Annotated in this window: 18 protein-coding genes; 12 read left to right on the forward strand and 6 right to left on the reverse strand. The window is 57.5% G+C overall.

Features of this window, described 5'->3' with window-relative positions; translation table 11 throughout:
• Positions 1–198 precede the first annotated feature (198 nt).
• Positions 199–954, forward strand: coding sequence for an SDR family NAD(P)-dependent oxidoreductase (locus R5M92_RS14055; protein WP_346796599.1), 756 nt, complete (start codon positions 199–201; stop codon positions 952–954).
• Between the two features lie 4 nt (positions 955–958).
• Positions 959–1,348 (forward strand): lysozyme inhibitor LprI family protein, encoded by a 390-nt coding sequence (locus R5M92_RS14060; protein WP_346796600.1) that lies wholly within the window; start codon positions 959–961, stop codon positions 1,346–1,348.
• A gap of 56 nt (positions 1,349–1,404) precedes the next feature.
• Here the strand turns inward: R5M92_RS14060 and R5M92_RS14065 are convergent, their stop codons facing one another.
• The gene (locus R5M92_RS14065) at positions 1,405–1,716 is read right to left on the reverse strand and encodes a GIY-YIG nuclease family protein (protein WP_346799388.1); all 312 of its coding nucleotides are present in this window, start codon (positions 1,714–1,716) and stop codon (positions 1,405–1,407) included.
• A 182-nt stretch (positions 1,717–1,898) separates the two neighbouring features.
• On the opposite strand from R5M92_RS14065, the gene R5M92_RS14070 reads away from it, so the two are divergent.
• Positions 1,899–2,207 carry a hypothetical protein gene (locus tag R5M92_RS14070; protein ID WP_346796601.1) on the forward strand — a complete coding sequence of 103 codons (309 nt, stop codon included), beginning with the start codon at positions 1,899–1,901 and terminating at the stop codon, positions 2,205–2,207.
• A gap of 86 nt (positions 2,208–2,293) precedes the next feature.
• Here R5M92_RS14070 and argE read toward each other — a convergent pair whose 3' ends face one another.
• Positions 2,294–3,457: an acetylornithine deacetylase gene (argE, locus tag R5M92_RS14075; RefSeq protein WP_346796602.1), complete on the reverse strand. Its 1,164-nt coding sequence runs from the start codon at positions 3,455–3,457 to the stop codon at positions 2,294–2,296.
• Positions 3,458–3,675: 218 nt separating this feature from the next.
• On the opposite strand from argE, the gene ugpB reads away from it, so the two are divergent.
• From ugpB to R5M92_RS14095, 4 genes are all read left to right on the forward strand, one after another.
• Complete coding sequence (gene ugpB, locus R5M92_RS14080; protein WP_346796603.1) at positions 3,676–5,001, forward strand: sn-glycerol-3-phosphate ABC transporter substrate-binding protein UgpB; 1,326 nt, start codon at positions 3,676–3,678, stop codon at positions 4,999–5,001.
• Positions 5,002–5,088: 87 nt separating this feature from the next.
• The gene (gene ugpA, locus R5M92_RS14085; protein ID WP_346796604.1) at positions 5,089–5,973 is read left to right on the forward strand and encodes a sn-glycerol-3-phosphate ABC transporter permease UgpA; all 885 of its coding nucleotides are present in this window, start codon (positions 5,089–5,091) and stop codon (positions 5,971–5,973) included.
• 81 nt (positions 5,974–6,054) lie between these two features.
• Positions 6,055–6,897, forward strand: a complete 843-nt coding sequence (gene ugpE, locus R5M92_RS14090; RefSeq protein ID WP_346796605.1) for a sn-glycerol-3-phosphate ABC transporter permease UgpE — start codon at positions 6,055–6,057, stop codon at positions 6,895–6,897.
• Position 6,898: 1 nt separating this feature from the next.
• A complete protein-coding gene (locus R5M92_RS14095) occupies positions 6,899–7,951 on the forward strand; it encodes a sn-glycerol-3-phosphate import ATP-binding protein UgpC (protein WP_346796606.1) in 1,053 nt (350 codons plus the stop codon).
• Between the two features lies 1 nt (position 7,952).
• Here R5M92_RS14095 and R5M92_RS14100 read toward each other — a convergent pair whose 3' ends face one another.
• On the reverse strand, positions 7,953–8,402 hold the full coding sequence (locus R5M92_RS14100) for a DUF305 domain-containing protein (protein WP_346796607.1): 450 nt from the start codon (positions 8,400–8,402) through the stop codon (positions 7,953–7,955).
• Positions 8,403–8,559: 157 nt separating this feature from the next.
• Positions 8,560–9,225, reverse strand: a complete 666-nt coding sequence (locus R5M92_RS14105; RefSeq protein ID WP_346796608.1) for an SDR family oxidoreductase — start codon at positions 9,223–9,225, stop codon at positions 8,560–8,562.
• Positions 9,226–9,374: 149 nt separating this feature from the next.
• Here R5M92_RS14105 and R5M92_RS14110 point away from each other — a divergent pair, with 149 nt between their 5' ends.
• Both R5M92_RS14110 and R5M92_RS14115 read left to right on the forward strand, forming a co-directional pair.
• The gene (locus R5M92_RS14110) at positions 9,375–10,538 is read left to right on the forward strand and encodes a glycosyltransferase family 1 protein (protein ID WP_346796609.1); all 1,164 of its coding nucleotides are present in this window, start codon (positions 9,375–9,377) and stop codon (positions 10,536–10,538) included.
• Positions 10,501–11,040 carry a phosphatase PAP2 family protein gene (locus R5M92_RS14115; RefSeq protein ID WP_346796610.1) on the forward strand — a complete coding sequence of 180 codons (540 nt, stop codon included), beginning with the start codon at positions 10,501–10,503 and terminating at the stop codon, positions 11,038–11,040. The genes R5M92_RS14110 and R5M92_RS14115 overlap by 38 nt, the downstream gene beginning before the upstream one ends.
• Positions 11,041–11,225: 185 nt before the next feature.
• Here the strand turns inward: R5M92_RS14115 and R5M92_RS14120 are convergent, their stop codons facing one another.
• Both R5M92_RS14120 and R5M92_RS14125 read right to left on the reverse strand, forming a co-directional pair.
• Positions 11,226–11,396: a hypothetical protein gene (locus tag R5M92_RS14120; protein WP_346796611.1), complete on the reverse strand. Its 171-nt coding sequence runs from the start codon at positions 11,394–11,396 to the stop codon at positions 11,226–11,228.
• A 507-nt stretch (positions 11,397–11,903) separates the two neighbouring features.
• Positions 11,904–12,479, reverse strand: a complete 576-nt coding sequence (locus tag R5M92_RS14125) for a hypothetical protein (protein ID WP_346799409.1) — start codon at positions 12,477–12,479, stop codon at positions 11,904–11,906.
• 322 nt (positions 12,480–12,801) lie between these two features.
• On the opposite strand from R5M92_RS14125, the gene R5M92_RS14130 reads away from it, so the two are divergent.
• The 3 genes from R5M92_RS14130 to R5M92_RS14140 all read left to right on the forward strand — a co-directional run bounded on the left by R5M92_RS14130 (position 12,802) and on the right by R5M92_RS14140 (position 14,781).
• The gene (locus tag R5M92_RS14130; RefSeq protein WP_346796612.1) at positions 12,802–12,933 is read left to right on the forward strand and encodes an entericidin A/B family lipoprotein; all 132 of its coding nucleotides are present in this window, start codon (positions 12,802–12,804) and stop codon (positions 12,931–12,933) included.
• Positions 12,934–12,971: 38 nt separating this feature from the next.
• The gene (locus tag R5M92_RS14135; RefSeq protein ID WP_346796613.1) at positions 12,972–13,511 is read left to right on the forward strand and encodes a YqiA/YcfP family alpha/beta fold hydrolase; all 540 of its coding nucleotides are present in this window, start codon (positions 12,972–12,974) and stop codon (positions 13,509–13,511) included.
• Positions 13,512–13,596: 85 nt separating this feature from the next.
• The gene (locus R5M92_RS14140) at positions 13,597–14,781 is read left to right on the forward strand and encodes a ChaN family lipoprotein (protein ID WP_346796614.1); all 1,185 of its coding nucleotides are present in this window, start codon (positions 13,597–13,599) and stop codon (positions 14,779–14,781) included.
• The last annotated feature ends 112 nt before the right edge of the window (positions 14,782–14,893 follow it).

The raw sequence follows: 14,893 nt of genomic DNA on the forward strand, positions 1-14,893 counted from the left end.
GGAAAGTGTGCAACCTTCGGTATCTTACAGATCAGAAAACCAGTGGAGTTTCCAGCATTATCCTTCCCGCTCCTTTCGTACCGTGGTTACCCCATTGCTGATCGTCATGGCAAGTTGGATACTGCTGAGTGAACTGCGGGACTAGTTTGGCTCGTCATGAACCAAACCATATCAACTTACTATCAATAGGAGACTTCCATGCCCGTCGTACTGATTACCGGTGCTACATCAGGGTTCGGCCGTGCCGCCGCCAAACGCTTCGCCCAGGCGGGCTGGTCGCTGATCCTCACCGGACGCCGTGCTGAACGCCTGGCCGAGCTTGAAACCGAGCTCAAGGAACAAGTACCGGTGCTGACCATCAAACTGGACGTGCGTGACGCCGCCGCGGTCAGCCAGGCGCTTGCCGAGCTTCCCCAGGAGTTCAAGCCGCTGACCTGTCTGATCAACAACGCTGGCCTGGCTCTCGCGCCGGAACCGGCGCACAAGGTGGATCTGAAGGACTGGCACACCATGATCGACACCAACATCACCGGTCTGGTCAACGTCACCCACGCTGCCTTGCCGCTGTTGATCGAGGCCGGCGCCGGCGCCAGCATGATCAACCTGGGCTCGGTGGCTGGCCAATGGCCCTACCCCGGAAGCCATGTCTACGGCGCATCCAAGGCCTTCGTGGAGCAGTTCAGTTATAACCTGCGCTGCGACCTGCAGGGCACCGGGGTTCGCGTGACCGACCTCGCCCCCGGCATGGCCGAAACCGAGTTCACCCTGGTGCGCACCAAGGGCGACCAGGCCGCTTCGGAAGCGCTCTACCGCGGCACCACACCGCTGCAGGCGGAAGACATCGCCGAGCAGCTTTTCTACCTGGCGACTCTGCCCGACCATATCAACATCAACCGCCTGGAAGTCATGTGTACGCGCCAGGCCTGGGCACCTTTCGCCATTGATAGGGATTAAGCCCATGAAACCCAAACGCATTCGGCGCTTCATGTTCGGCGCCGCCATGCTGGCGAGTGGCGTCGTTTACGGCGATACGGCTTCGCCGACACACGACGAGTGCCTGCAGCAGGCCGTCAGTACCGTCGATATCGTGACGTGTATCACCGATGAGTACGAGCGCCAGGACCAGAGGCTCAACGAAAACTACCAGCAGCTTCGCAGCCAGCTGAGCAGTGCTCGCCGCGAGCAATTGCTTACCGCGCAACGAGCGTGGATTCAGTACAAGGAAGCCAACTGCGATTTCTATTTCGACCCCGAAGGCGGCACCTTGGCGCGGGTGAGTGCCAATTCATGCGTACTGAATGAAACCAGAGAGCGGGCGGATGAGCTGGAAAAGCTGATGCAGCATTGATCCGCTTGTGCTCGATTAGCCAGGCCCTGTCGGATGCTGACTTACCGCCTGTTGATTCAGTCGACTTCGACAGGGTGTGAACAGGGCCAGTCGCAGGCCCACTCGCGTTTCTGCGCCGCGCTCTTGCGCTTGAGTTGGTACTCCGCCCGGCTGGCGCTGGCGCGGTCCGGAAACGGTTGGCTGCCCAACACGGCGATAGGCGGGTTCGCCCGCGTATAGCGGGCTCCCTTGCCGGCCTGATGGGCAGCAAAGCGTCTGGCCAGATCGTTGGTGATACCCACATAGGTACTGCCTCCCTTGCAGTCCAGCAAGTACAGGTACCAAGGAGCACCAGTCTGTTTCTGCGTGGTTTCTGCCAAGGCCGGCATTGAAGAGGTATTCAATTTGCTCATGTGGTAGCGGTTTCGCGCAAAAGGCATGTTCGGTTTTTTTTCAGGGCCTGTCCTATACCGCCTTCTTAAAATCGGTATAGTGGATAGGCATCATCTCAAATACGGAGCGGTAACGACGATCGATCATTCTTTCCCAGCAAGCTCAGGAGGTTCTTATCATGAAGGTATACAAGCCTGAATGGCAGTGCACGTTTAGCGTAAACGAAGCCGCGGAAGAATCAGCCAGCTGGAAAGAGCGTATCGCTTGGCGACTACGATACATGGCCGACAAGCTGGACTGTAGCGGAAGAACCATCAAGATCGATTGCAGCGTCACCCCGCAAGTGAGCCGCCAGGATATCGACACTTGTCTGGGCAAAGGTTTCGAGGTAACCCAGAGCCTGCTTACCCAGCTCGCTCACCAGGCGGCATGCGAAGATGTCATGCGCCATGCCAAGGCGGATCTGTTCGAGAACCATCATCACTAGCCCACTGTCGATACAGCAAGTTAGCGTATAGACCCCACCCATGCGGTGGGGTCTTTGCTGTTGGCGGCAACCCTTGGCTGCTTGGCTTATGCATCCTGCGTCAGGTCGCGTCCCAGGCGATGCAGGAATTCGCTACACGCTTCCAACTGGGCAACCTCGACATACTCATCCGGCTGATGCGCCTGGGCGATGCTGCCTGGCCCCAGGATCAAGGTCTGCAAGCCTTGCGCCTGGAACTGCCCCGCTTCCGTGGCATAGGCCACCGCCTGGGAGCAGCATTCACTGGGGAGGTGGCGCTTGGTGAGTGCCAGCACCTTGGCGTTATCCCGGTCGGCCAGGCCCGGTACCGTCACGTTCAGGGGCTGGGTATCGATCTCGACTGTCTTGCCTTGAGTGGCGAAACTTGCCTGCAATTCACGGCAGTACGCCTCGAAACGCCCATGGACATCTTCGAAGGTTTCGGTGGGCAGGTGACGAATCTCCCACTCGAATTCACACTCCCGAGCCATGATGTTGATCGCCGTGCCGCCCTTGATCTTGCCCACATGCAGGCTGGTATGGGGCACGTTGAACGCGCTATTCACGCGGCCCTCATCGACCAGCGCCTGCATGGTGTCCTCGATGAAGGTGACCAGGCGCGCCGCCACGTGAATGGCCGAGGTGCCCTGGTTGACCTGGCTGCTGTGAGCCTCGCGTCCGATCACGCGGGTACGCAGGTTGGTCGCGCCTTTCTGCGCCACCACCGGCTGCATGTCGGTGGGTTCACCGACGATGACATGGGCACTGTTGGAATACTTCTGGCAGAAATGCCGGATCAAATCCGGTGCGCCCAGGCAGCCGACCTCTTCATCGTAGGAAAAACCCAGGTAGATCGGCTGCTTTAGCGGTACCTCCACCCACTCGGGCACCATTGCCAGCACGCAGGCAATGAAGCCCTTCATGTCGCAAGTGCCACGCCCATAGAGCCGGCCGTCTCCGCCATCGTGCAACTGAAAAGGATCGGTCGACCAGGGTTGGCCGGCTACCGGGACCACGTCGGTATGCCCGGACAGCATTACCCCGCCCGGCGCGTCGGGGCCGATGCGCGCGACCAGATTGGCCTTGTTGCCGCAAGGACTCATCACCCGATCTGCCTCGATCCCGTAGTCGGCGAGATAACGCTCCACGAACTCGACCAGGGCCAGGTTGGATTCACTGGACGTGGTATCGAAGGCGACCAATTTTTCGAGCAACGAAATGGCGTGGGACATGGTGTTCTCTTTCCAGGATAGCTTGACAAAATAGCTTGCCGCTAACCCTATCACCCCCTTGATGCTACGCCTACCTCGCCCATCGGCGCTGCCTGTCATCGTGTGTTCACCTAGCGTTCATTGAAACGTCACCTACACTAATTATTGTTCAGTGCATCCAAGAAGCCCAATAAACGCATTGCACTACCTGACTTGATTCAGGTCCACAAGGAGCTCTCATGTCTCGTTTCACGTTGCAAACTATTGCCGTTGGTGTAGCGACCGCCAGCATCAGCCTCTCAGCCCAGGCCGCGACAGAAATCAGCTGGTGGCACGCCATGGGCGGCGAGCTGGGGGGAATTCTCGAGGAAATCACCCAGGACTTTAACGAATCCCAGGATGACTACCAGGTCAACCCCAGCTATCGGGGCAACTATTCCGAGACCATGACCGGGGCGATTGCGGCTTTCCGCGCCAATGAACAGCCGCACATTCTTCAGGTATTCGAGGTCGGTACCGGCACCATGATGAACGCTGACGGTGCCATCTATCCGGTGTATGAGTTGATGGAAGAGCACGGCCGTCCGTTCGACCGTGAAGCGTTTCTGCCGGCGGTAGTGGGGTACTACACCGATACCGACGGCAACATGCTCTCTTTCCCGTTCAACTCCTCCACGCCGATCATGTACTACAACCGTGACGTGTTCGAGGAGGCAGGCCTGGACCCCGAACAGGCGCCGGAAACCTGGGAAGAGCTGGCCGACTTTTCTCGCCAAATCGTCGAGTCCGGAGCGGCCAGTTGTGGGTTTACCAGCTCCTGGCCCAGTTGGGTGATGCTGGAAAACTTGTCCGCCATGCACGATTCACCGTTGGGCACGCTGGAAAACGGCTTTGGTGGCATGGAAACCGAACTTAACTTCAACAACGAACTGGTCGCCCGCCACTGGGACAACCTGCACGATTGGCAGGAAGAGAACGTCTTCCGTTGGGGTGGTCCCGGCACCGGCCCTGACTCAGAGCCGATGTTCTACTCCCAGGATTGCGCGATCTTCTTCGGCTCGTCGGCGTCACGAGCGGATGTGGTGGCCAACGCAGACTTTGAGGTAGGCTACGGCATGCTGCCGTATTACGCGGATGTCGACGGCGCCCCGCAGAACTCGATCATCGGTGGGGCGACACTGTGGACCCTGCAAGGCCATAGCGATGAAGAGTACGACGCCGTTGCCGCCTTCTTCGAATATCTGTCGCAGCCCGAGGTGCAGGCCGCATGGCACCAGCGCACCGGCTACTTGCCCATTACCCAGGCGGCTTGGGATTTGAGCAAGGAGCAGGGGTTCTACGAGGAAAACCCGGGCAGCGATATCTCGTTGAAGCAGATGACACTCAACGAGCCTACCGAGAATTCCAAGGGCCTGCGGTTCGGCAACTTCGTGCAGATTCGCGACGTCATCTCCGAAGAGATGGAAGCGGTAATGACCGGCGACAAGAGCGGTCAGGAAGCCGCCGATGACGCGGTCCAGCGCGGCAATGACCTGCTGCGCGATTTCGAAGAAGCCAACCAGTAAATAAGCACTTGCTTCGCCGTCTACCTTAGAGGTAGGCGGCGCTGTCGTATGTTGATGCATATTTATTGGTACCGATAAGAGCTGCCCATGCAAACCAAACGCATGACCTTTCCTGGCCACTGGATGCCCTATGCGCTGCTGGCTCCTCAGGTAATCATTACCCTGATCTTCTTTATCTGGCCGGCGGGCCAGGCACTGTATCAATCGTTATTGCGCGAAGACGCCTTCGGCCTGCGCTCGACCTTTGTCGGCCTTGAGAACTTTGTCCGCCTGTTTCGCGATGGCAGCTATCTCAACTCGCTGTCGGTCACCGCTATATTTGCAATAGGCACCACGCTGGTATCGATGTCGGTGGCGCTGCTCTTCGCCAGTACCGTGAACCGCATGATTCGCTCGCGCAGCACTTATACCACACTGCTGGTGTGGCCCTATGCCATCGCTCCGGCAATTGCGGGTGTGCTGTGGTGGTTCATCTTCAACCCTTCCATCGGCATCATCCCTTACATGCTCGATGCCGTCGGGTATCAGTGGAACCACCGTACTTCCAGCAATGACGCCATGCTACTGGTCATCTTTGCCGCCTCCTGGAAGCAGATCTCCTACAACTTCCTGTTCTTTCTTGCCGGGCTGCAATCCATTCCCCAGTCGCTGATCGAGGCGGCATCGATCGACGGCGCCGGTCCCTTGAAACGCTTCTGGACGATTGTCTTTCCCCTGCTGACTCCCACCACCTTCTTTCTGATGGTGGTGAATGTGGTGTACGCCATGTTCGATACGTTCGGCATTATCCATGCCACCACCGCAGGCGGACCCTCCCAGGCCACCAATACGCTGGTCTACAAGGTCTACGCAGATGGGTTCGTCGGCCTCAACCTGGGTTCCTCGGCGGCCCAATCGGTGATCCTGATGGCCATCGTGGTGGGGCTGACCGTCATCCAGTTTCGCTATATCGAGCGGCGGGTCAATTATTAACGGTTCCTATTACAGAGACCTTTTATTACCCAGCCCTTGGCCTGTCCTTATAGAGCCAGTCATTGCAGAGAGAGTAACAAGATGGTTGAAAACCGCCCCTGGGCCAACTTTCTCGCTCACACCGTGTTGATCTGCGGCGTAGCCTTGGTGGTATTCCCGGTCTATATCGCCATCGTGGCTTCCACCCAAGGACCCGGTGAGCTGCTGCGAGGAACCATGCCACTACTGCCGGGCAGCCACGGCCTGGAAAACTACACCACCATGTGGCGCACCGGCCTGTCCCGCTCCGGTGCGGCACCGGCATGGCAGATGCTGTGGAACAGCTTCGTGATGGCCATGGCGATCACCATCGGCAAGTTGAGTATCTCCATTCTCTCCGCCTTTGCCATCGTCTATTTTCGCTTCCGTTTTCGTATTTTCTTCTTTTGGCTGATCTTCATCACCCTGATGCTGCCGGTAGAGGTCCGTATTATTCCCACTTATCAGGTGGTCGCCGACCTCAGCATGCTCAACAGTTTTGCCGGCCTTTCGATTCCGCTGATCGCCTCGGCCACCGCCACCTTTCTGTTTCGCCAGTTCTTCATGACCGTACCCGAAGAGATGCTCGAAGCCGCCCGAGTGGATGGTGCCGGACCGCTGAAGTTCTTCAAGGACATTTTGCTGCCGCTGTCGATCACCAATATCGCCGCGCTATTCGTGATCATGTTCATCTACGGCTGGAACCAATACCTGTGGCCGCTGCTGATCACCACCGACGCAGACTACACCACCATCGTGATGGGCATTCAGCGCATGACCGCCGAAGAGAACCCCCAATGGCATCTAATCATGGCCGCCGTGGTCATGGCCGCGCTGCCACCGGTTCTGGTAATCCTGTTCATGCAGCGCTTGTTCGTGAAAGGCCTGACCGAGACGGAGAAATAAGATGGCAAGTATCACTTTGGAAGGCCTGAAGAAAACCTATGGCGGGGAGGTGCAGGCGGTAAAGGGCATCGACCTCGAGGTCGAAGACGGCGAACTCGTGGTGCTGGTCGGCCCATCGGGCTGCGGCAAGTCCACCCTGCTGCGCATGGTGGCCGGGCTGGAGACCATTACCGAAGGCACGCTGAAGATCGGTGAACGCGTGGTCAACACGCTGGAACCCGCCGAACGCGATATCGCCATGGTGTTTCAGAACTACGCGCTGTATCCGCATATGACGGTCTACGACAATCTTGCCTACGGCCTCAAGAATCGGGGCTTCAAGCGGGATGAAATCGAACGCCGGGTCGGCGAGGCGGCACGAATGCTGGAAATTGAAGATTTTCTCCAACGCAAGCCGCGCAAGCTCTCCGGCGGCCAGCGCCAGCGGGTGGCCATGGGCCGGGCTCTGGTGCGCGAACCCGCGGCGTTCCTGTTCGATGAGCCGCTTTCCAATCTGGATGCCAAGCTGCGCGTGCAGATGCGTGTCGAGATCAAGAAACTGCAGCGGCGGCTCAAGACCACCAGCCTCTACGTGACCCACGACCAGTTGGAAGCCATGACCCTGGGCGACCGTCTGGTGGTGCTCAATGGTGGCAAGATTGAACAGGTCGGCACGCCCATGGAGATCTATACCCGGCCGGCTTCGATGTTCGTCGCGGAATTTATCGGTTCACCCGCCATGAATATGGTACCGGTCGAGTACCTGCACGCACGGGGGGCCAACGGTGTGCTGGACGTTCTGCCCGCCGGTACCGATATCGTCGGCATTCGTCCCGACGATATGCATCTGGTTGCGCCGGAGGAACCGCACCTGGTCATTGATTCGACCCTGGAGCTATACGAGGCCGCCGGCGCTGATAGTCACCTGTATGTGAACCTCGCCGACAGCGATCAGCCCACGATAATCCGCACGGCGGGCCAGCCTCCGGTCGCCGAAGGCGAAACGCTGCGCTTTTTCGTCACCCGTGACGCGCTGCATCCGTTCGACAGCCAGACCGGCCGGCGGACTCGATGAATCAGTCGTTTTCCAGGTCCGCTATCAGCGCTTTCATTTCCGCGATCTCCTTACGCTGGGCCTCGATGATCTCATCGGCGAGCTCACGAACGCGGGGGTCCGATATCTGGGCGCGTTCGCTGGTTAGAATGGCAATGGAGTGATGCGGAATCATCGCTTTCATGTAGGAGACGTCGTCCACCGTTTGCTGGCTGCGCACCAGCCATAGTGCCCCGGCAAACACCACCACGCTGACCGCCAATATGGCCGCGTTCACCCCCTTGTTGGTGTACATGTTCAGCATGAAACCCAACATGACCACTGCCATCGTGGCACCCATGACGATCGCCATGTAGGTACGGGTTTCACTGAAGGTGACATGATCCAGCTGGTAGGTGTTCAGGTACATCAATCCCAGCATGATCATGGTGGCTGTCACGATCATCACGCCAAAACGCACGTACATCTTCATCGGCTTTCTCCTAGCGACATATCCGTTTGAGTTTCGAGTGTAGTCACGAACCTCCCGCCGTGCCGAATGAGGATGCAGCCACATTGCAGCGCCAGTAGCGAGCAAACTCTTCTATTCATTCCCTATTGCTATCATCAAGGACTGTCACCAAGGACTGTCACCAAGGAAGAGCTTCGCCATTGCTGTGCCAGAATCCCCCGCTGTTGTCGAGCGTCAGCGCTTCGATACGCGCGGCAATACCTAGCGCCGCTTCTTGCGGGCTGATCAGCCCGCCAAAATTCACCATGCGCGTTTGCACAAATCCGGGGTGTAGTTGGGCGACGACGATGCCGTGTGGTTTCAAGTCCATCGCTAACGATTTACCAAACGCATTGAGGGCCGCTTTCGATGCACGGTAACCGTAACGGCCGCCCGAGTCGTTATCCGCGATTGAGCCCATGCGGCTGGTAATGTTGGCAATTTTACTGCCTGTTACAAGGTTCGGCAGTAACGCTTCGACAACACGCAATGGCGCATAAGCATTGATTTCCATCTGCTCACGGATGCTGTCGAAATCAACGCTGCCCAGGGACTCATCGCGCAACAGCCCCGCATTGTTAATAAGCACGTCCAGTGTCGTTCCATCGAGCGACTCGACAAGCCGGTCGATATCATCGGGCTGGGTGACATCAATGGACTCGATTACTTGATCGGCAACTCGCGTCAGATCATCGGACGGCTGTCGGCAAGTGCCTATCACTCGATACCCAGCATTAGAGTAATGCTCTGCAAGCGCCAACCCTACTCCCCGGTTAGCGCCGGTAATCAATACTGTCGGCTTCATCATCCACTCCATATACATTGCCATGGGTGATACATAAGCGAACTGTACAGCACCAGCCCACCTGTCATCGCTTCTTCACCTGTCTGACTCGGTCATGTCATCCATGCCGCGCACACTGTCTTTAAAATAGTTCATAGGATTAATGGTACATGCGGCTTTGCATCGTCAGCGAAACCTGGGCACCGGAGATCAACGGCGTCGCGCGCACCTTGGGCCGCCTGACCCGGGAGCTAGAACACCACCGGGTCGATATCGATATCGTGCGTCCACAACCCGCCCATGCGACCAAGGTGTCCCAGGCGCTTGCCGAGTTGCACGTGCCGTGCTGGTCGCTGCCCGGCTACCGCGAGGTGCGGATGGGTTTTTGCCGTCCGGCGACCTTGCGCAAGTTCTGGCAAGCGAACCGACCCGATGTGATCTATCTGGCGACTCAAGGTCCGCTCGGCTGGTCGGCACGCCAGGCAGCTCGTCAACTGAATATTCCTCTGGTCGCAGGCTGGCATACCAATTTCGACCACTACTGCGGCGACTACGGCATGCCCTGGCTGGCCCCAGCCACCCGCCGCTACTTGCGTCATTTTCATAACGGTTGCGCATTGACGCTGGTACCCACTCACTTGCAAGCCAAGAAGCTTCGTCAGCAAGGCATCCGCGATGTCCAGGTAATGTCGCGGGGCATAGATGGAGAGCGTTTTTCCCCTGTCCATCGTGACCTTGAATTACGTCGTACCTGGGGTGTGAACGACCATCAGCCGGTAGCCCTTTACGTGGGCCGGCTCGCCGCCGAGAAAAACCTGGCGATGCTGCAGGAAACGTATCACGCCATGCGCACCGTTCGTCCCGATATGGCTCACGTTGTCGTCGGCGACGGCCCCGCGCGTGCTCAGCTTGCCAGCGCGTTACCCGACGCTCACTTTACCGGCTTCATCGACCAACAAGCGCTTGCCCGCCACTACGCCAGTGCCGACCTGTTCATCTTTCCCTCGCTTTCCGAAACATGGGGCAACGTGGTCAGCGAAGCCATGGCCAGCGGGTTGGCCGTGGTGGCTTATCACCATGCGGCCAGTGCCGAGCTCATCCACAGCGGCTACAACGGCATCACCGTTCCCCCGGACGATCCAGCGGCATTTTGCCAAGCTGCCGTCGCCCTCTGCCAAAGCCCTGCCGATTACGCTCGTTACGGACGCCTGGCACGTCTACGCGCCCTGGAACAGCGTTGGGCCGATATCGCGATCCAGTTCCTCACCCACCTCACCCAAGCCCGGGAGGCTTACCATGCGACCCCGTACACTTGTCGTATTCGACCGTCTTGACCTGTTGGAATGGCAGCTATGCCAACGCTTCACCCGTCTCAGCCTGTATCGGCCCTGGCGTCTTCTGCTCCAGGCCGCTAGCCGGCTGGGAGACTGGCCCGTATGGGTAGCGCTGATCTTGGCCCAGCCGTGGCTTCAACCACAGCAGCCCTGGAGCATCGTGCAGTACACCCTGACCGCCCTGGCGGCCTTGGGATTCTACCGCCTACTCAAGACTCGGTTATGCCGGGAACGTCCGTTCATCACCTATAGCCACGGCATTCGCTGCAGCGAACCCGCGCGAGACCGCTACAGCTTTCCCAGCGGCCATACCATGCACGCGATCATGTTCAGTATTATGGTCGCGGTGCATACACCGTGGCTACTGCCTGTAGTCCTGCCGCTGACTCTACTGATCGCGCTGTCACGAGTCGGTCTCGGGCTGCACTACATCAGCGACGTGCTGGCGGGAGCCGCCATTGGTTGCATCTTCGCTCTGGTGAGCCTGATGATGGCGAGTTAGGTCGCCCATAGCGAACCATAGCGCCTAACTCCAGAATACATGCGCTTGAGTGGCCGACACTGAGGAACCGAGAGCGACAGGGTTCCTCTTGCTTACGAGCCGCGACCACTAATAAAAACCCCATGCTCCGCTACGCGAGGCATGGGGTTGGGTATTGCTTGTACATGACTGATACATGAACAGGTTTACCGCTTGGAGATACTGCGCGGCGCTCGCTTCACGCCTTCCGGAGGTAACTCCAGCTCATCCATTCGCTTGGCGAAGCGGGGCAGCGGCATCTTGACCGCCAGATACACCCCTACTACGGAAAAGCACAAAAACAGCACGAACATGAATAGCATCAATGCCATAGCCATAGTGCTTGCTCCCTGTTGGCGTCGGGCTGTTGGTTTTGGTATTTATCAGCCTCCTGATCGTCTTCTGCACCAAGGGTAGCCTATACGCAAGCAAGCGACTATTCCGAGCAGTGCTAAATTTTGTATACGCATACGCCGGAGCCGTGTACCTGACGGCACACGGCTCCGGCGTTCTCATCACACTTAGCTACATTCACTGTGCCAAGTGGTGATGTATCGTCACTCATCCTTGAGTAATGGATCGACTGTAGCTTCCCAGGAAATCCTTATCTACTCGTTACTTCCTTGTATTCCTTGTTACTTGCTCAGTCGATCCAAATGCTTGGCTTTTCCCTACCGAGTCGTTGACCCGGTTACTCCTGAAACGTCTTCCTGACGTTACATCCTTCCTTGAATCACTCATCCTTGAGTCGATCGTCCTTGATTCAATCTCTCCTTGCTTCAGGTCGTCCTGACCCGAGAAACTTCAGGAATCAAGCCAAGCACCACGAAACTTACCTGATGCTATCAATCGTTTTGGCTGGTACCCGTTTCAGCTTGCTGATCGGTTTCCGCATTGGGGTTGCGATCTCGGTTTATCGTCTGCTGCTGACGAGTATCTTCCTCTTCATCGACTTCTTCCAAGTTGGTGCTGCCAGCAGCACCAGCAGTGCCGGTGGTTCCCGCAGTACCGGCAGTACCATCAGTTGTAGTACCTGGCATGGGCACTTCTGCCTGCTGATCGGTTTCGGCATTGGGATTGCGGTCTCGGTTTATCGTCTGTTGCTGCCGAGTATCCTCATCCTCATCACGCTCTTCGATGTTAGCGTTACCGCCAACGCTGCCGGCAGTGGTACCAGTATTCATGTCTGCATGCTGATCGGTATCGGCGTTGGGGTTACGATCCTGATTTACCGTCTGCTGCTGACGAGTATCTGCGTCGTTGTATTCATCTTGGTTGGCGAAAGCAAGCGGGCTTGCGATCAAGCCGAAAGATACACCAAGAATTCCAAGTTTTTTAAGCGCTTCTGTAGACAACATGTTTGCACCTCCATTTGGCAAATCTGCTAGGACTGCGGGAATGAATGCTTCCTCTCGTCCCATCCTTGCTCCTTGAACAGGAGTGTCATCCTCACCCTGATAGAAGCATCAACCAGGCCAACTCATGCCAAGGTGAAAATATATTACTTAATAAACAATTACTTAAGAAATAACATTGAGTTATCAAAACTCCTTAGAACGCGAAAAACACGGCCCGCACCGTGGCTACATCTGACACATGAGCCCGACATGCCGATAAAGTGTGCATTTTTGTCACACAAGACAATCCCGACGTAAACCCAACGGAGGTACCTTCCGGACAAGAAGATTTGCTAATCTTGGAATGCGCCTATCACGCGCATAGACGACTCTGGAGAATACAGTCATGAAGCGTTCCATCCTCGTGGTTCTAATGGCAATACTGACAATAAGTCTGTTGAGCGGCTGCAATACCATTCGCGGCGCTGGGGAAGACATCGAGGAGGGCGGCCAAGCGATCCAGCGCTCCACTACCTAGCCAAGTTTTATCGCGCAGAATCCGCCCTGGAGACGCCCATGATCACGGTGTACTTGTCGCATGGCCTGGAAAGCGGCCCCGGTGCTTTCAAGGTTCAGACCATGAAAACATTGGTGGAAGCACACGACGAATGCGCCGCCGTGGTCATGGACTACCGTGGCATGGCGGAGCCGGAAGAGCGCCTGGCACACCTGCTCGATACCTTGGCAAGCCGACACGACGATCCGGCCCGCTGCATAATGGTCGGTTCCAGCCTGGGAGGCTGGGTAAGTGCCGCGCTCAGCAGCACTCATCCCGTACTGGGTTGCTTTCTGCTGGCCCCGGCCATCGGCTTGCCCCGTTATCCGCAATCCTGCCCTCGGCTTCAGGCCGAGCATTCCCACATCGTTCACGGCTGGCGCGATGACGTGATCCCCGTCGACGGGGTGATCGACTATGCCCGCACCCAGCGCCTCTCGTTACGCCTGGTGGACGACGATCATCGCTTGCACCTCAGCATGCCGACGATCCTCCAGGATCTAGGGGCATTTCTGGATGTGTGCCATTCAAAAGCACTACCTTTAAAAGACGATCTTTAAAAGCACCAGCTTCAAAAGCACCAGCTTCAAAAGCACCAACTTCAAAAGCACCAACTTCAAAGTCCGAACTTGAGCGGGAGCTTGCATGAGCGTCGCCCTGACCTCTCTCATTATTATTCTGTCCTCCGCCGCGCTGCTGCTCCCCACGCCTGGGATAGCCGACTGTCTCGCCCCCGGCCGGTGGTGGAACGGAGACGACCTTCAGCCCGAGTCGCAGACGCAGCTATATGCAGAAGCGACGCAGCACGAGATCGTGTTGTTGGGCGAGCAGCACGACAACAAGGCGCATCATCGTTGGCAACTGCATACTCTTGCCGGGCTCCACGCGCACCACGACGAACTCGTCATCGGCCTGGAAATGTTGCCCAGGGAGGCCCAGCCGGTACTGGACGCCTGGGTAGCGGGAGAGCTCAACGAAAAAGCCTTTCTCGAGCAGAGCCGATGGCACGAGAGCTGGGGGTTCGATCCTGCTCTCTATCTGCCTATTCTGCACTTCGCCCGGATGCAGGCTATTCCCCTTGTTGCGCTCAACATCTCGCCGACATTGCGCCAGCGCCTGGCCGACGGGTGGCATCAGGTTCCAGCTGACGAGCGCTTCGGTATTACCTCGCCGCTAGCAGCAAGCGAAAACTATCGCCAACGCCTCACCCAGGTCTTCCAGCACCATGCGTTAGCGCCCCTCGACGACGAGAATCACGAAGATAGAAACAGCGAAGAAAACAATAGCCAGAAGGAGAATCACGCCTTGGAGCGTTTCATCCAGGCACAGCTGGCGTGGGATCGGGCCATGGCGTCGGCGTTGGCCGATAGCATCGAACCGGGTGTTCTGGTGGTCGGCTTGATGGGCCAAGGCCACTTACTGCACGGAGACGGCGTGCCCTACCAATTAAAGGACCTTGGCGTGGAAGATCCCCTGACGCTACGACCTTGGGACGTCAGCGAGTGCCGGACACCGGAACCCGGCTCCGCGGATCTGATATACACCTTGGAGACATCAAGCGGCGCCTCGCTTGAGCCGCCCCGCCTTGGGGTCATGCTGGAGAGCGACTCACAGGGAGTACGTATTCTGCATGTGGAGAAGCAAAGCCTCGCCGAGCAGGCGGGATTAAGGGAGGGCGATATTATTACTCATGCCGCCGGCAGCCGGGTGGCGTCACCCTCGATGCTAGTGATGATCATCAACCGGCAGGCGCCGGGAACATTGTTGCCGCTGGAGGTTCAGCGTGACGGCGCCACCCGGGAGCGGCTGGTACGTTTTCCCTCGTCCTGACGGGCTTTTGTACTTAATCTATATAACTACATGCTCGATATAACTACATGCTCGATATAACCACATGATCGATATCACCACATGGCAACACAGGCACCGAGATAGTTGGTCT

Source organism: Halomonas sp. Bachu 37 (genome assembly GCF_039691755.1).
Classification (GTDB): domain Bacteria; phylum Pseudomonadota; class Gammaproteobacteria; order Pseudomonadales; family Halomonadaceae; genus Vreelandella; species Vreelandella kashgarensis.

Excerpts from the sequence above, each read along its gene's own strand:
- R5M92_RS14055 (WP_346796599.1), top strand. The coding sequence starts at position 199 with ATGCCCGTCGTACTGATTACCGGTGCTACATCAGGGTTCGGCCGTGCC.
- R5M92_RS14060 (WP_346796600.1), top strand. The coding sequence starts at position 959 with ATGAAACCCAAACGCATTCGGCGCTTCATGTTCGGCGCCGCCATGCTG.
- R5M92_RS14065 (WP_346799388.1), bottom strand. The coding sequence starts at position 1,716 with ATGCCGGCCTTGGCAGAAACCACGCAGAAACAGACTGGTGCTCCTTGG.
- R5M92_RS14070 (WP_346796601.1), top strand. The coding sequence starts at position 1,899 with ATGAAGGTATACAAGCCTGAATGGCAGTGCACGTTTAGCGTAAACGAA.
- argE (WP_346796602.1), bottom strand. The coding sequence starts at position 3,457 with ATGTCCCACGCCATTTCGTTGCTCGAAAAATTGGTCGCCTTCGATACC.
- ugpB (WP_346796603.1), top strand. The coding sequence starts at position 3,676 with ATGTCTCGTTTCACGTTGCAAACTATTGCCGTTGGTGTAGCGACCGCC.
- ugpA (WP_346796604.1), top strand. The coding sequence starts at position 5,089 with ATGCAAACCAAACGCATGACCTTTCCTGGCCACTGGATGCCCTATGCG.
- ugpE (WP_346796605.1), top strand. The coding sequence starts at position 6,055 with ATGGTTGAAAACCGCCCCTGGGCCAACTTTCTCGCTCACACCGTGTTG.
- R5M92_RS14095 (WP_346796606.1), top strand. The coding sequence starts at position 6,899 with ATGGCAAGTATCACTTTGGAAGGCCTGAAGAAAACCTATGGCGGGGAG.
- R5M92_RS14100 (WP_346796607.1), bottom strand. The coding sequence starts at position 8,402 with ATGAAGATGTACGTGCGTTTTGGCGTGATGATCGTGACAGCCACCATG.
- R5M92_RS14105 (WP_346796608.1), bottom strand. The coding sequence starts at position 9,225 with ATGAAGCCGACAGTATTGATTACCGGCGCTAACCGGGGAGTAGGGTTG.
- R5M92_RS14110 (WP_346796609.1), top strand. The coding sequence starts at position 9,375 with ATGCGGCTTTGCATCGTCAGCGAAACCTGGGCACCGGAGATCAACGGC.
- R5M92_RS14115 (WP_346796610.1), top strand. The coding sequence starts at position 10,501 with ATGCGACCCCGTACACTTGTCGTATTCGACCGTCTTGACCTGTTGGAA.
- R5M92_RS14120 (WP_346796611.1), bottom strand. The coding sequence starts at position 11,396 with ATGGCTATGGCATTGATGCTATTCATGTTCGTGCTGTTTTTGTGCTTT.
- R5M92_RS14125 (WP_346799409.1), bottom strand. The coding sequence starts at position 12,479 with ATGGGACGAGAGGAAGCATTCATTCCCGCAGTCCTAGCAGATTTGCCA.
- R5M92_RS14130 (WP_346796612.1), top strand. The coding sequence starts at position 12,802 with ATGAAGCGTTCCATCCTCGTGGTTCTAATGGCAATACTGACAATAAGT.
- R5M92_RS14135 (WP_346796613.1), top strand. The coding sequence starts at position 12,972 with ATGATCACGGTGTACTTGTCGCATGGCCTGGAAAGCGGCCCCGGTGCT.
- R5M92_RS14140 (WP_346796614.1), top strand. The coding sequence starts at position 13,597 with ATGAGCGTCGCCCTGACCTCTCTCATTATTATTCTGTCCTCCGCCGCG.